Source organism: Jutongia sp. SJQ-6, assembly GCF_054161275.1.
On the sequence record NZ_CP195314.1, the window covers coordinates 761,848 to 776,126 of the forward strand.

Genomic DNA, 14,279 nt, shown 5'->3' on the forward strand with positions numbered 1-14,279 from the left:
GTATTTATTTTGTTGGATATGAAAATTCCATATTAGTCTGTTTTTCCAAAACAGCAAGATAAGTTCTGCACTCTTCCTTTGCGATCTCCAGATCAAGGTTCTCATAATGACCACACTCTGCCGCAGATGCTCCAAATACCTCTCCTTCATGAGCAATGATCTGAGATAACACCTCTTTCGTGATCTGAAAAACTTTCTTAGGTTCTACTTCTCTGACCAGCAGATAAAATCCGGTCTGACATCCCATCGGTCCAAAGTAAATAACCGAATCCGCAATTTCCGAATTACGGATATAGGTCGCAAACATATGCTCTACAGAATGCATATCCGCATTGCTCATATAATCTCCTTTGTTCGGTCTTCTCGTTCTAAGATCATAGGTTGTAATATCTCCATCTTTTCTGGAAATGTAAAAGCCCGGAACCAATACATCATGATCTATCGTAAAACTTGTTATTCTCTCCATAATAATTCACCATTCCTTTCTTGTTCGTCCAAATCAAAACATTTATAGCATACCATTTCTTGTCCTTTTTTACAATCTAAACGGTGATTTCCCGTTCTCTTTTCTTCCAACTGATAAAACCATAGACATCATAAAAGAATAGCCATCGGCATCGTCATTCCCAGATAGGTGATCATTTCCCCCAGTAACGGAATTGCCAAGAAATGATACCATAAAGAATACTAAATATGATCATCAAAATCTGCGACCACACATTTCCTTTTGCTGCCAAGACAAGAGAGGTAACTCCTATGCATGATGCAATTAATGTGAGAAGATCAAAATCCCCCGGCAAAATATTTGCCATAACGATCACTACCAACGAACAGATCCACACCCACCATTCTCTCCTTGTTAAACTTGCAATTGGATCACTCATATTGATTCTAAAACTTCTCCTAAAGCCTCCTACAATAATGCCAGCCACAGTGTTCCCGCTACAATGCCGATAAGCCCAAACACTGCTTTGCCGGAAAGTTTTTCACGAAAGACGATCCATGAAAATGCGATCGTCACCAAAATGCTGAGTTTGTCAATCGGTACAACAACACTTGCCTGCCCTGTCTGAAGTGCGCGGTAATAGCACAGCCAAGAGGCTCCGGTCGCCAGTCCCGATAACATCACGAAGGCAAGTTCCTTTTTTTCGACCGTCTTGACCTGCTTCCATTTCCCTTTAACCACGACCATTAGCCAAGCCATAACGAGCACGACCGTTGTACGGATTGCCGTTCCAAGATTAGAATCTACACCTTCTATGCCGACTTTGCCCAAAATGGCAGTAAGACTTGCAAATACTGCTGATAACACCGCATAAATCATCCATTCTTTGCCTGCAGTCTGCGCCTTACTATCCTGCTTTTTATCGATCATCAACAAAGTACCCACACCGATCAATACAACAGAAATGATCTTAGGAACGGTAATGCCCTCATGCAGAAAAATAAGCGCTAACAAGATCGTCAATACGGTGCTGCTTTTATCAATCGGCACAACTTTATTGATGTCACCCTTTTGTAATGCATGAAAATAGCACAGCCAAGAGGCTCCGGTCGCTAATCCCGAAAGTACCAAAAACGAAAATGTCTTGCCACTGATCTGTGTGATCTGACCACTCGTCCCGGTGATCAAAACCATCAGCCACGAAAATAACAAGACTACAATCGTACGGATCGCGGTTGCTACATCGGAATCCGTTTTCTTAATTCCACACTTTGCAAGAATAGATGTAATTCCTGCAAAAAAGGAAGAACCTACCGCATACAATAACCACATGATAAAATCACATTCCTTTCTGTAATGCTTCCTCCAAAAAGCGAACCGCATCTCTAACACAGTCATCACAATTGCGAACCGCTATTCTCTACGCGCATAGTAAACATCTCTATCTTATATACAAAGAAAAATACTTGTCAAACAAATTCATCCCATGCCAATCCTTCCTGATAACCTGCCGTTCTATATTTTTGAAGTTGTCCAACAATCGGCATCAATCGTTCATCCGTAATGCGGTCTAACATCTTCATTCTGCGATCATTGCTTCTGTGTATCTAAGCATTGTTTCTCTCCTTATCTGTGGTGATCACATTTCTGGCACTGCACCATTTCATTCCACCTACAGTTCAAACCTTTCTATATCTCTGGTTTCTGCTATTCGGTTTGTCCGGGATGGTCATTTCAATCATCTGCAAATCCAATGCCGGTCGCAAATAATTTTTGCGAAAACCTTCTCTAGATTTCAAACCTAGCTTTTCCATAAGCGTATTACTTGTATAGGGAACATCATATTCCATAACTCCAAGTAGTTTCTTAATATATTCAGTAAGCTGTTCATTGTCTTCATCAACCTGAACAGTTATCTCATCCAAAATTTTATCAACCTGTGCGAGCATAAATTCAATAAACAGGGTAGATTCTCCAGCAACATGACACTTTGCTATTGCCTCATAATAATCATCCTGAAATTTTTCAATCTGACTTTCAATCGGAATATACTCAAATATTGGTTTCCATCGATAGAGAATTGTCGTATGCCATAGCCTTGCCATTCGACCATTTCCATCTGAAAACGGGTGGATAAATACAAACTCATAATGAAATATGCTGCTAAGAATCAGTGGATGTATTTCTCTCGCTACCTCCTTCATCCATGCAAAAAGTTCTTCCATCAACTGTGGGACATACTGTGCCGGAGGTGCCATAAAAATACACTCATCACCATGAAATACACCTTCTTCCCCTCTACGAAAATCTCCCGATTGTTCTTCGAGATATTTTGTCATAATTCCATGATACTTTTTCAAATCCCGAATACTATAAGGATTAATTTCTGCTATCTTTCCATAAGCACAATAGGCATTTTTAACTTCTTGTATCTCTCTTTGTTCCCCTAACACTATTTTACCATTAATAACATCTCTCACTTGATTCAAGGTAAGCGAATTATCCTCAATCCTTAAAGAAGAATGAATGGACTTAATTCGATTATTCTTCCTAAGATGAGGCTTTTTTTCCATATTACTGATCAGTGTAATACGCCCTATTTTTTCTGAAATCGATGCTACATATGATAACATTTGGTTGGTAATCGTATATGGTGGTTGATATTTTTCCATAAATGCCCTCCATTATCTTGCGCATTATCTTGCGCATTATCTTCCCCTATTATAGGCAAAATTATACATAATTTCAATAAAACTTTAAACACCTCTACATAAGCCAGCCAATCCATATTTTTACCATCTATACAAATTCTTTTTAACCATTCTTCCAACTATCATTGCCTATTATAATAAGCGATCCCATCATTCGGTTTAAAAAATGTTCTAATATATCCATCAGTTGACACAATCACAAGTTCATTCGTACTTTCGAGATAGTACACCCCATCCCCATCTTCTGCCTCTGTTTTATGTAACGCCGCACTATTTTTAACGCCTCTCATTGATCGAATTTATCATTTCTGTAATGCTTCCTCCAAAAAGCGAACCGCATCTCTGACACAGTCATCACAGTTGCGGACCACATGTCCTGTTTCTATTCCTTTCAGTTCTTTGCAGATAACCGTTCCATTCTGCTCCATAAACTGCTGCATGATCAAACGCGCATCCTGAAAAGTGTTCATCTGATCCTTATTGATCATTCCTGCTGCCGCTACCGCTCCAGCGATCGCACCGCAGTTTCCTTCCATCGTTGCCAGCCCTGCGCCAAACCCCTGCATGAGGTTTCTCATCGTTTCATCATCTAAGCCTGCCTCTTCGCAAAAAGTGCAGGCAACTGCCTGCGCACAATTATAACCGCTATGTTTTTTTGCTACTGCCTGCTCGCATTTCTCTTGTCTCGTATCACTCATCTGCTTGTCCTCCGTATAGCATTATCGTTTCTAATCTTTTATTATAATCACTTCCTGTGAAAATGTCCATGTTCCCGATATGACCGTCTAGATCCAGACCTATCGTACTACGCACACACCAAATCCTAATTTTTTTCTAATAACGTTTTGTAACTGCAGTCAATGCCGATTGCTCCGATCGGCGCCGTAATGATAATGGCGAGCACCGCTACGGACAAAATGATCTTGCCGCAAGGAAGTCCTGCAGACAGAGGGACCGAACCAATTGCTGCCTGCACTGTTGCCTTAGGCAGATAGGCGATCACGCAAAAGATCCGCTCTTTCCAAGAAAGCTGTGTCCCTGTAACGCAAAGGAGCACACCAACTGCACGACAGACAAGTGCCACCGCAATCATCAGTACCGCCGCCAGTCCGGCACTCAGCGTATAACGGATGTCCACTGCCGCACCGACAAGCACAAACAACACAACTTCCGCTGCAAGCCAGAGCTTGCCAAATTTTTCGGATAATCTTTTGGACACAAATTCGGTACTTTTGAACTTCAAGACGCACGCCATGCTGACAACTGCCAGCAGACCGGATACCGACACTTTTCCTTCCAGCCATCCTTCGATAGCGATCAGCAAGAACGAAAATCCCAGTACAATGATGACTTTCATACTGTTGCGCACGCAGTGTTTTCTCGCATATGCCGTTTCAAAAAACAAATACAAGGCATAACCGACTACAGCACCCAGTAATACGCCTAAAACAATAGATATCGGTATATTAACGAAGTCCATTACATGAGCACTGCCACCCTGCGCCATGCTTAAGAAGGTCGTAAAAAGTACGATCACAAAAATATCATCACAAGATGCCCCTGCTAAGATCATCTGTGGTATCGCTTTTTTGGTTCCATATTTCTTCTCCATCAGGCCAACCATTCTTGGCACAACCACGGCTGGTGATACCGCTCCAAGCACTGCTCCCATCACAGCCGCCTCCACTCTGCTCACGCCTAAGATCATCGGCGCAAATACGATATATCCGACGATTTCAAAAGATGCCGGCACAAACGCCATCATTACTGCCGAACGCCCTGCTTTCTTAAGATCCGCCAGATCTAATGACAGTCCTGCCTTCAACAAAATAATGATCAAAGCCATCTTGCGCAGATCCGCTGAGATTCCCAAAATTGATGGGTCTAACAGATTCAAAACATACGGGCCTAATACGATACCCGTTACAAGCATACCAATGATCCTTGGCAGCTTTAACTTTTGGCAGATGGCTCCCATCGCCAGTCCTACCAGAAAAATAAACGCTAATGATGTCAACATATCTACTACCTTTTTCCTGAAAATTCAATTCACACGTTCTGTCTCTCTTCCATCCATGTAAGAAGCGCATCTTCCTCCAATGGTTTACTGTATAGATAACCCTGGAACGCATCACAGCCAAGCCGCTTCAACTCATCTCTCTGATTCTCATCCTCTACATATTCGGCAATGATCTTAAAATGCAATGACTTACTAAGATACACAATGGAACCGATAATGTCACTGTTTCTCTCATTGCATAAAACATCTCTAGTCAATGATCCATCCAATTTCACTACATCGAAATAATTTGTCTGTAAATATGCCATTGAAGTATGTCCCATTCCAAAATCATCAATCAGGAATTTATGTCCTTTTGCCTTAATATTTTTGATCTTATCCGCAATATCAATGGAGGTGGAAAGCGCATCTTGCTCCGTAATCTCTAAGCAGAACCACTCGCTTGGAATATCATATTTGGCCACCGTATCATCAATACATTGTTCAATACCCTCCCACTCTAAAGACTCATTGGTAATATTGACGGATACCTTAAATTCCTCTCCTGCATATGGTTTTAACTTTTCTGCTGTAGCTGCCGCTGTATCAAAAATATATTGTTCCAGCAAATATAATACATGCTTTTCTTTTGCCAATTCAATGATCAGCGGCGGATAAATAAAACCAAGTTCCTGGTGATTCCAACGAATCAGTGCTTCAACACCAACACACACACCCTCACAATTTACTTGCGGCTGATACATGAGGTACAATTCCTGATGTTGTATCGCATCAACAAGTTCTACCGCCAAACTTCGTGCCACGTGTCCTAATTCATCCTCACGTTTTGTCAGTGTCATAATTGCATTATTTTCTTCCTCACGCTGCATTTCCTGAACGAGCAGCTTAAGATCTCGCTCCATTTTACGAGCACTCTGCTCCTCATACAATTGAACAAATGGCATATAGATGCATACACCAACCGCCAGACATACCATCTGTAGTATTGCTCCCGCCCAAGAACCGGTTGCCTGATAGCCACTTAGGAAAATCGGTGTTGTCCAATTCACTTCACTAACAAGATGCGGTACCAGTCCCGAATAAATTGCCGCATAAGTTATCAAAAAATTAGCAAGTGGAACAAGCATAAACGGCACAACAAAAATTGGATTTAATATGATCGGAATACCAAACAACACGATCTCACTAATATTAAATGCAACTGTCGGTGCCGCCATCCACGCAAGATTACGAGTACCCTTTTTCTTAGCAAAAAGCAATAGTGCCACGACCAAGCAAAGCATAGCTCCCGTTCCGCCAAGCAGTACAAATACATCCTGCATTGTTTTGCTAAAAATCCCTGCTGTCGCATCTGCGAAATGTTGTTTGATGACTGTGTCCAACATATTATGCCCATGAATACCAAAAAACCACAATCCATGTGTCAGCAAAATAACGATCAGCCCCGCTCCCAAGCCATTCTGCAAAGGTCCTAAAATGTAATTAAACATCCTCTCCATCAACTCTTGCAGACCATCTACTCCAAAACACACACGAAAGAACTGATGCAATAAAGAAAAGGAACCAACAATGATCACTGCCGGAATAATTCCCTCAATTGCTTCTTCATAAACACTATCCGTATTCGTTCTTTGCTTTTTCAACCGAAAAAGCCCACTATTTTTCAGCACATAATACATCTCACTCGAAACCAAGGAAACCAGCAATGCACTAAACGCGTACATATTACTAAACTTCGTAATAGAAAAATCATCATACTGTATTCCGGAATACCCGGCAAATGCTGCCAAAGAAATAATGACAAGAATAATAATATTCCCGGTACTTTCATATATTCCCTGCTTTTTCCGTTTTATGATCGAATAACTCACGCTTGTTGCTACAACCAAAAATACAGAGAAAAAATCATTAACTGTCGAATAGACACACTGCAGCACTTCAGCAACATGTCCTCCGAACAACGTTGTAATAAACATTTGATATGCAGGAATCGGCAAATCAAGAAACATTGCCGACATATAGCCAACCACCAACAACGGGATCATCATGATCATCGCCTGCCTGATAGCCCCCAGTACACAACTCTCCTCTAGTTTATCCGTAACACGAATAATAATATTCTTTACCTTCTCCATCTTCTGTCCCTCTATATCTATTACTTCTAACATCGTAATTATCGTTCCTTAGGCGGGCCGGATCCCCATAATCACAGCCACCTGTATTTAGCCATATTTTACCACGTTATTCCTCGAAATACAATTCTTCTACTATCCTAGCGCAATCCATAACACTCCCGCATTTCGTACATACACATATGCTGTGCGAAAGATCTCACTCATACTTCATCTTCCTTTCTTCCGGGAACCGCTTCCATCCCGAACATTGCAAGTGCAACATTCACTTTGTCCATTCGTACTGTTGTTTTGCCTTGTTCTAATTCGCGAACGAAACGCAGTCCCAACCCCGAGCGCATCGCAAACTGTTCCTGTGTCAGACCGGCTGCTTTACGCTGTGTTTTTACAAATTCCGCAATTTTATTCATAACTAATCTCCATTTCAAAATACTTATATAATATATTACACCCGAAAAGGTATAATTGCAACATTAATCGCAGTTTTTATACCTTATCGGGTGCAAACAGACAAATTTCATTATTTATTATACCTTATCGGGTGTAAGCTTCCGTATTTTTTTACATCATACCCTATCAGATATAATATTATATATCATTATATTTTATACCTGATCAGGTACGCTTATACATTTTAACTTTTACCATATACTTTTTACATGTCCTGGTTCCTCTCATTCTACACCTGCTGCGGCAACCATGCGTTCCATAAAGAAATGATTAAATGCGGCGATCACTCTTCCAACACCAAGTACTGAAACGACCGTTCCGATCCCAAAGGAATGCTCTTTATATTGGCAATTCCACCTCAAACACTATCATCTCATCCACACTCTCTGCCTGGATCTGTCCATGATGCATCTCCACGATCTGTCTGGCGATCGCTAAGCCAAGTCCGGACCCACCCGTTGCAGAGGATCTTGATGCGTCCACACGAAAAAACTGTTCAAAAATATGCTCTAATTTTTCTTTTGCAATCGTCCGCCCATGATTTTGTACACGAAGCAATACTTTATGCTCTTCTTTCCGTTGCTCCATCGACAACTGGATCACTGTATTCGGATAACTGTAATTGACCGCATTGCGAAGCAGATTATCGAAGACGCGTTCCAATTTATCCGGATCTCCGGACAGATCGACCTCTTTTTCTATTGCAAGCTCCAGTGTCAAACCTTTTTCCTGCAAAATCGGTGCAAACTCACTGGCAATCTGCTCTAGCATACGGCTCAGATGGATTGTTTCCTTTTCCAGGGTCATGACCGACAGATTAAAACGTGTAATATCAAAGAATTCATTGATCAGTTCTTCCAATCGTTCTGCTTTATTTAACGCAATGCCTGTATACCGCTGTCGCAACTGTTCCGATATTTGCGGCTCATCTCGAAGCAATGACAAATACCCGATCACACTAGTAAGTGGTGTTTTTAAGTCATGCGCCAAATATACGATCAGATCATTCTTTTTCTGCTCAGCCTCTTTCACCGCCATCTCATTGCGCAATGCCTGTTCCCGCACAAGGTTCAACTCATTTTGCACCCCCTGCAAAGAACGCGACAACCGTAAAGGCTGTTCCGGCTGATGCACTAACTTTCCTGCTGCTTCCACGACTTCATCCATCTGCCGGAAAGCACGGAACAAATAATAAATCGTCACAATAAGACAGATTGCGCCACTAGCTGCAACACAGACTGAGATCACATGTAAATTCAACCAATGTAGCATCGGCCAATAAGGATCTGTCTGATACCATATTCTCGTGGATAACACCAATTTTGATAATACCACAAGTATTACCAAACCGCCTATGCATATTCCCAGCGTGACTACATACTGCATCAAAAACTGCATCGCTTTATGATCATGCTGCTCCCCTTGTTTCGCCTCTAATGTTATGTTCTTACTCAATGGTATATCCTACCCCCCAAACCGTTTTTATAAACTTTGGTTTACGTGCCGTCTCATGCATTTTATCCCGTATCCTGGCAATATGCGCCATCACGGTATTATTGTTATCCAAATATTTTTCTTTCCAAACAGCTTCAAACAATTCCTCGGAAGAAACAACCTTTCCCTGTTTTCTTGCCAAATACCACACAATGTCAAACTCCAAAGGTGTCAATGCAATTTCCTGTCCATTGAGCATACACTTGTGACTAATATTTGATATGTGCATACCTCGTATATCAATCTCCTCATCCTGCTCCTGCGTAACACCTGCCGTATTGTAGCGCGTATATCGTCGTAACTGTGTTTTGACCCGCGCCATAAGTTCTAACGGATTAAAGGGTTTGGTAATATAATCATCAGCGCCCACCGTCAGACCCATGATCTTATCCATATCTTCCACTTTTGCCGTCAACATGATAATCGGGAAATAAAACTTCTGTCTGATCTGCCTGCAAAGCGAAAAGCCATCCATATCTGGAAGCATAACATCTAATAATGCCAGACTGATCGTGGTCTTATCCAGGCAATTCAGAGCATCTTTTGCATTGTAAAACTTATGCACTGTATACCCCTCATTATGTAAATATACCTCTACCAGATCGGCAATTTCCTGCTCATCGTCTACCACTAAAATACTCTCCGCCATCTGCCTATTCCCCCTCTTTCGTTTGCTTATTTGAGGTCATTGTACTACAAGCAAATAGCTTCTGCAAATATCCTTCATCCCTGATACGCCCATAAATTTTTAATCTGTGGTTCCAATGTCTCATACTTCCATAAACAACTCCTGTGTATACAATTTGGATCATTCACCTTAATTCTGCCATCTTTCATTCCCGTCAATACTATAAAATGCCCCTCTGTCGTAAAATCTCCTCTCCCCACACTGCAGATGACCGGCTGTCCCTGTTTTAAGACACCACAAACAGTTTCCTTGCTTAAACTGATCTCACGTCCCACAACACCAAAATGAGAAGCTCCCTCAGTAAGAAGACTCCAACTCGTTCCCGTTCCTTTTAGATAGTACCCATTATCCTGTGCATACTTCGCAATCTTATCCGGCGTTGCATTATGATTTCCGGTCAAACCCACGATCACCATTGACAAACAGGTAGGTGCACAACCGGATAACGCAATGTCGCTGCTTCCATAGGAAACATATCCCCATCTTTGATCCCACTGCAGCAAAAGTGGTATCTTTTCCTTACATTCTTTCTTCGTCAAATGACCGTGTGCTAAGCCATCCGCTGACAAATAACCTTTCACAAACTCCAACATCTCCGCATTATTACAAAGGGAACGCAACAACACGGTGGGATATTTATCCCGATTGTCATAAATATTTATATAGGCTGAATCCTTCTTAGCCAAACTGTGCAGTCTCTTCTTAATCTGCGTTGTACTAAGCTTTTGCGGTACCTTCTCCTTCGCATCATGAATAGACATATTTTGTGCAGACACGCCATACTCCTCATCCGACTGCCACTGTCTGACCCAGCTTCCCACATTTCCTATCAATTTCCACATTACGATCACCGTCAAAATAAACGCCAGCACTTTCATGAATCTATGTTTTCTGTATTTCCTTCTTTCCATAAAAAATAGCCTCCTTTATCTGCTTCTGATAACATCCTAGCAAAATAAAAAAGACTGTTTTTATAATTCGTATCACGACTTTGTGATATTTTTATTCCAAATTTCTTACAAAATTATGACTGCATCTGTGCGAACTACTTTTGCGCCTCAATCGCGGCCATCTCCGCATTGATCGTGTCTTCAGACGCCGCCATTGCCTGCAATGTCATTTCCAATAGTTTTGACAACTCCCAGCCAAGCTGCTCAGCGCCTCGTGCGATGACCTCACGAGAGCATCCCGCCGCAAAACCTTTCGCTTTATACTTTTTCTTTAAGGATTTTAACTCCATGTCCTTCGTGCTCTTCGATGGACGTCCTCTTGGATCTGTTTGTATGAATTGATTTACATATACCGCTCCTCAAATTCATGGACTGGGATCGGCTTGGAAAAATAATACCCTTGATACACTCCACATCCCATTTGCGAGAGACGGCTGACCTGATCTTTTGTCTCCACACCTTCTGTCACCACGGACAAACCAAGGATTTTACTTAGCGAAATGATCATATTTAAGATTGACATACTTCTTTCTACTCGCTCCGATCTGGTTGTCCTCAAAAAGCCCATATCGATCTTTAACACATCAACGTCTATATCCTTTAATGTATTGAGGGACGAATATCCACTGCCAAAGTCATCAATCTCCACTTCAAAACCATAGTTTCTAAAACGGCCAATAGTTTCAAGTTCTCCGGCATTTCCCATCATAATCGCCGTCTCTGTAATCTCCAACTTCAAAGTAGATGGAATAATGCCATACCGTTCCACAAGAGATGTGATCGTCTGATAAACGTCCATATACTGAAAATCTTTGGTCGAAATATTTACAGATATGTATAGCTCATCACGTCCCTCTTTCTGCCACTTTGCCAATTGTTGTACAGCAAGCTCCCATATAAATCGATCAAGACGGTAAATAAGTCCTGTTCGCTCAAAAATTTCAATAAAGTCACCCGGGAAGATCAGTCCGCGTTTTGGATGCTGCCATCTCACCAGAGCTTCTGCACCGATCATTTTACCATCCGATGTCATCTGAGGCTGTAAATACATACAAAACTGTTTTTGTTCAATCGCCTCATCAAAATCTCCCACAAGCTGCTTTTCCTTAATCGTCTTGTCCAATATTGTATCGCTATAATATGCAATTGATCTGTCATAATTATCACGCAAGGTTTTAATAGCAATATTTGCTTTATCACACATGATTGAAACATCTTCGTCTCTATCTGTTATTTCATAGACACCGATATATATATGCATATGATACATAGTATTATTAAAAGTCTGTCCCATATCTTGTATCGCTTGCATAATCTTCTGCTCTAGAAATTGATCCTTTGGAATACATACTGCAAATTTATCACCACCGATCCTTCCATAGACTGCGTTTTTACCGCAGTATTTTTTCAGAAGATCAGCCTCCATCTTTAACACTTCATTTCCTTTTTCCAGACCAAAGAGATCATTGATCAACTTAAAGTCCTTAATATTAGAACAAAGCAGCAGCCAATCCACATCCGGCGTTTGCTGCAAAGCCTCTGACACCTTTGTTGCAAAATAACTTTGATTATATAATCCGGTCAAAGCATCATGCGTTGCCAAAAATTTTTCTTTTTCAAAGGCAAGTCGTTTTTCCGTAGTGTCTATAAAATTCAAGAAGAATCCGATATACTCCCCTTTTTTTGCAAATATTTTTCGGTATTCAATATCAAAATAATGCGTCACACCGTCAATAACCCATTGACTACTCGTCTCCACACTATTCTGATCTTGAAAATCATTCTCGTTGATCCAACGGCGTATCAGCTGTGTAATTTTTGAAAAATCGTCATTTGTAGACGAGAGCCTACTGCGAAAATGGTCATTTGCATAGACACACTCTTGATTGATATCAAAACAAACTACCGAATTATTCATTTTAGTTACAACGAAAGACAACGTCTTTTCGATCAGTTCCCTCGGCGTCCGATACAGGGTCAGATAACATATCAAAATTGCCGCAAACACAAAAAAAGGAAGTGACAGATCCAACGGAAATCCGGAAACATTGCACGCCATGTTCAATGCCATGATCACGCAAAGGACTACAAAGATCGGAATATATTTCGTGCGATAAAAGCTCGAAATACGCATGATCTTTGTAATAAAAGATGCAATCGCGCAAAACATCAAACAATACACAAAAACATAATGCAGATCATAAAAAATAGTTTTGCTGCTAATACAATACATTTGAATCCCTATATAGCTTACCTTTTTTAACGTAAAGACATGGTGAAAGAATGTATTTAAGAGCAAAGAAATCCCATCCAAATACGCAACAATAAAGCATCCGATTCGAAATGCGGACACTTCATGAAATACCCTTGTATATTGTTGGGAATACTGTAATATGTATATCAACACCAAATCAAAGAAAAACAAATAAACACTTTCCATAAAATATGCCACCAGCTGATACTGCGAAAAAGCAAATACGATATTGCTAATTATCGTGATTGTCACAAAGAACAAACATCTGGTAATAGAATCTGCCACATCACTTTTTACCTTTCTGGCATATTTTATACAAATCAGTATAGGAATTATTGTTAACAATAATATGACCATGTACAACTTGTCCATATAGATATCCTCCATTCCAACACAAACAATCCTATTACATTATACCCTGAAACGCGTACTTGTCAATTGACTTTCGATTTCAGAGTTCTCTGCTTTATATTGTTATCCGATCAATTTTATTGTATACTGTCACATGAATAAAAACAAAGGAGTAAAAATTATGGAAACGAAAACAAAGAAATTAGTAACCGCAGCACTCTTCGCAGCACTCGCCTGCGTTGCAACAATGATCATCAAATTCCCATCACCCTTAAAGGGCTACTTAAATATTGGTGACTGCATCGTATTGCTTTGTGGCTGGATGTTATCTCCGGTATACGGTTTTGTTGCAGCCGGTCTTGGTTCCGGATTAGCCGATCTATTATCCGGTTATCTCGTCTATGCCCCGGCCACCTTTATTATTAAAGGTCTTATGGCTCTGATCGCCTGCTATACCTTTAAGTTAATACGCAAATCTTTAGGTCATAATCTTCCTGCACGCATTGTCAGCGGTATCTTAGCTGAGATCATAATGGTACTTGGTTATTATGTATTTGAAGGGTTTATGTATGGCTTTATTGCTTCTGCAGTCAACATCCCGGCCAATGCCATTCAAGGAATTGTTGGTCTGATCCTTGGCACTATACTGATCAAGGCCTTTGAAAAAAGTAAGATAACTATAGAATAAGATTATCTCATAATCATTTTTACCAATGCTTTGCCGTCATACGATTAATCATCATCCACGACTAATCGTATGGCAAGGCATATAATTACAGTTCTG

Annotated in this window: 14 protein-coding genes and 1 pseudogene; 1 reads left to right on the plus strand and 14 read right to left on the minus strand. The window is 40.7% G+C overall.

What is annotated here, in order from left to right:
- Positions 1-4: 4 nt before the first annotated feature.
- The 14 genes and pseudogenes from ACSAJE_RS03530 to ACSAJE_RS03595 all read right to left on the minus strand — a co-directional run bounded on the left by ACSAJE_RS03530 (position 5) and on the right by ACSAJE_RS03595 (position 13,516).
- Positions 5-466: an S-ribosylhomocysteine lyase gene (locus tag ACSAJE_RS03530; protein WP_118506601.1), complete on the minus strand. Its 462-nt coding sequence runs from the start codon at positions 464-466 to the stop codon at positions 5-7.
- Positions 467-638: 172 nt separating this feature from the next.
- Entirely contained in the window at positions 639-884 is a 246-nt protein-coding gene (locus tag ACSAJE_RS03535) for a nicotinamide mononucleotide transporter (RefSeq protein WP_243104002.1), read from the minus strand.
- Between the two features lie 29 nt (positions 885-913).
- Positions 914-1,777, minus strand: coding sequence for an EamA family transporter (locus ACSAJE_RS03540; RefSeq protein WP_118506599.1), 864 nt, complete (start codon positions 1,775-1,777; stop codon positions 914-916).
- Between the two features lie 347 nt (positions 1,778-2,124).
- Entirely contained in the window at positions 2,125-3,117 is a 993-nt protein-coding gene (locus ACSAJE_RS03545; protein ID WP_458009691.1) for a Fic family protein, read from the minus strand.
- A 341-nt stretch (positions 3,118-3,458) separates the two neighbouring features.
- Positions 3,459-3,854, minus strand: a complete 396-nt coding sequence (locus ACSAJE_RS03550) for a C-GCAxxG-C-C family protein (RefSeq protein WP_458009692.1) — start codon at positions 3,852-3,854, stop codon at positions 3,459-3,461.
- Positions 3,855-3,979: 125 nt separating this feature from the next.
- Positions 3,980-5,176: a cation:proton antiporter gene (locus ACSAJE_RS03555; protein ID WP_118690353.1), complete on the minus strand. Its 1,197-nt coding sequence runs from the start codon at positions 5,174-5,176 to the stop codon at positions 3,980-3,982.
- Between the two features lie 29 nt (positions 5,177-5,205).
- The gene (locus ACSAJE_RS03560) at positions 5,206-7,344 is read right to left on the minus strand and encodes an EAL domain-containing protein (protein ID WP_458009693.1); all 2,139 of its coding nucleotides are present in this window, start codon (positions 7,342-7,344) and stop codon (positions 5,206-5,208) included.
- A 167-nt stretch (positions 7,345-7,511) separates the two neighbouring features.
- On the minus strand, positions 7,512-7,718 hold the full coding sequence (locus tag ACSAJE_RS03565) for a type II toxin-antitoxin system Y4mF family antitoxin (protein ID WP_118690349.1): 207 nt from the start codon (positions 7,716-7,718) through the stop codon (positions 7,512-7,514).
- 264 nt (positions 7,719-7,982) lie between these two features.
- Positions 7,983-8,120, minus strand: a complete 138-nt coding sequence (locus ACSAJE_RS03570; RefSeq protein ID WP_182434091.1) for a hypothetical protein — start codon at positions 8,118-8,120, stop codon at positions 7,983-7,985.
- A complete protein-coding gene (locus ACSAJE_RS03575) occupies positions 8,098-9,213 on the minus strand; it encodes a sensor histidine kinase (RefSeq protein WP_458009694.1) in 1,116 nt (371 codons plus the stop codon). Before ACSAJE_RS03575 ends, ACSAJE_RS03570 begins: the two co-directional genes overlap by 23 nt.
- Positions 9,206-9,901 carry a VanR-ABDEGLN family response regulator transcription factor gene (gene vanR / locus ACSAJE_RS03580; protein WP_458009695.1) on the minus strand — a complete coding sequence of 232 codons (696 nt, stop codon included), beginning with the start codon at positions 9,899-9,901 and terminating at the stop codon, positions 9,206-9,208. Before vanR ends, ACSAJE_RS03575 begins: the two co-directional genes overlap by 8 nt.
- Positions 9,902-9,975: 74 nt before the next feature.
- Complete coding sequence (locus tag ACSAJE_RS03585) at positions 9,976-10,851, minus strand: C39 family peptidase (protein WP_458009696.1); 876 nt, start codon at positions 10,849-10,851, stop codon at positions 9,976-9,978.
- Between the two features lie 134 nt (positions 10,852-10,985).
- A pseudogene (locus ACSAJE_RS03590) lies at positions 10,986-11,204 on the minus strand (hydrolase); the annotation flags it as partial.
- A gap of 29 nt (positions 11,205-11,233) precedes the next feature.
- A complete protein-coding gene (locus ACSAJE_RS03595) occupies positions 11,234-13,516 on the minus strand; it encodes an EAL domain-containing protein (protein WP_458009697.1) in 2,283 nt (760 codons plus the stop codon).
- 160 nt (positions 13,517-13,676) lie between these two features.
- Here ACSAJE_RS03595 and ACSAJE_RS03600 point away from each other — a divergent pair, with 160 nt between their 5' ends.
- Positions 13,677-14,183, plus strand: coding sequence for an ECF transporter S component (locus ACSAJE_RS03600; protein WP_022024761.1), 507 nt, complete (start codon positions 13,677-13,679; stop codon positions 14,181-14,183).
- The last annotated feature ends 96 nt before the right edge of the window (positions 14,184-14,279 follow it).

Coding starts and splice junctions, on each gene's coding strand:
- ACSAJE_RS03585 (WP_458009696.1), bottom strand. CDS start 10,851: ATGGAAAGAAGGAAATACAGAAAACATAGATTCATGAAAGTGCTGGCG.
- ACSAJE_RS03545 (WP_458009691.1), bottom strand. CDS start 3,117: ATGGAAAAATATCAACCACCATATACGATTACCAACCAAATGTTATCA.
- ACSAJE_RS03595 (WP_458009697.1), bottom strand. CDS start 13,516: ATGGACAAGTTGTACATGGTCATATTATTGTTAACAATAATTCCTATA.
- ACSAJE_RS03535 (WP_243104002.1), bottom strand. CDS start 884: ATGAGTGATCCAATTGCAAGTTTAACAAGGAGAGAATGGTGGGTGTGG.
- ACSAJE_RS03565 (WP_118690349.1), bottom strand. CDS start 7,718: ATGAATAAAATTGCGGAATTTGTAAAAACACAGCGTAAAGCAGCCGGT.
- ACSAJE_RS03550 (WP_458009692.1), bottom strand. CDS start 3,854: ATGAGTGATACGAGACAAGAGAAATGCGAGCAGGCAGTAGCAAAAAAA.
- ACSAJE_RS03530 (WP_118506601.1), bottom strand. CDS start 466: ATGGAGAGAATAACAAGTTTTACGATAGATCATGATGTATTGGTTCCG.
- ACSAJE_RS03540 (WP_118506599.1), bottom strand. CDS start 1,777: ATGTGGTTATTGTATGCGGTAGGTTCTTCCTTTTTTGCAGGAATTACA.
- ACSAJE_RS03560 (WP_458009693.1), bottom strand. CDS start 7,344: ATGTTAGAAGTAATAGATATAGAGGGACAGAAGATGGAGAAGGTAAAG.
- ACSAJE_RS03600 (WP_022024761.1), top strand. CDS start 13,677: ATGGAAACGAAAACAAAGAAATTAGTAACCGCAGCACTCTTCGCAGCA.
- ACSAJE_RS03555 (WP_118690353.1), bottom strand. CDS start 5,176: ATGTTGACATCATTAGCGTTTATTTTTCTGGTAGGACTGGCGATGGGA.
- vanR (WP_458009695.1), bottom strand. CDS start 9,901: ATGGCGGAGAGTATTTTAGTGGTAGACGATGAGCAGGAAATTGCCGAT.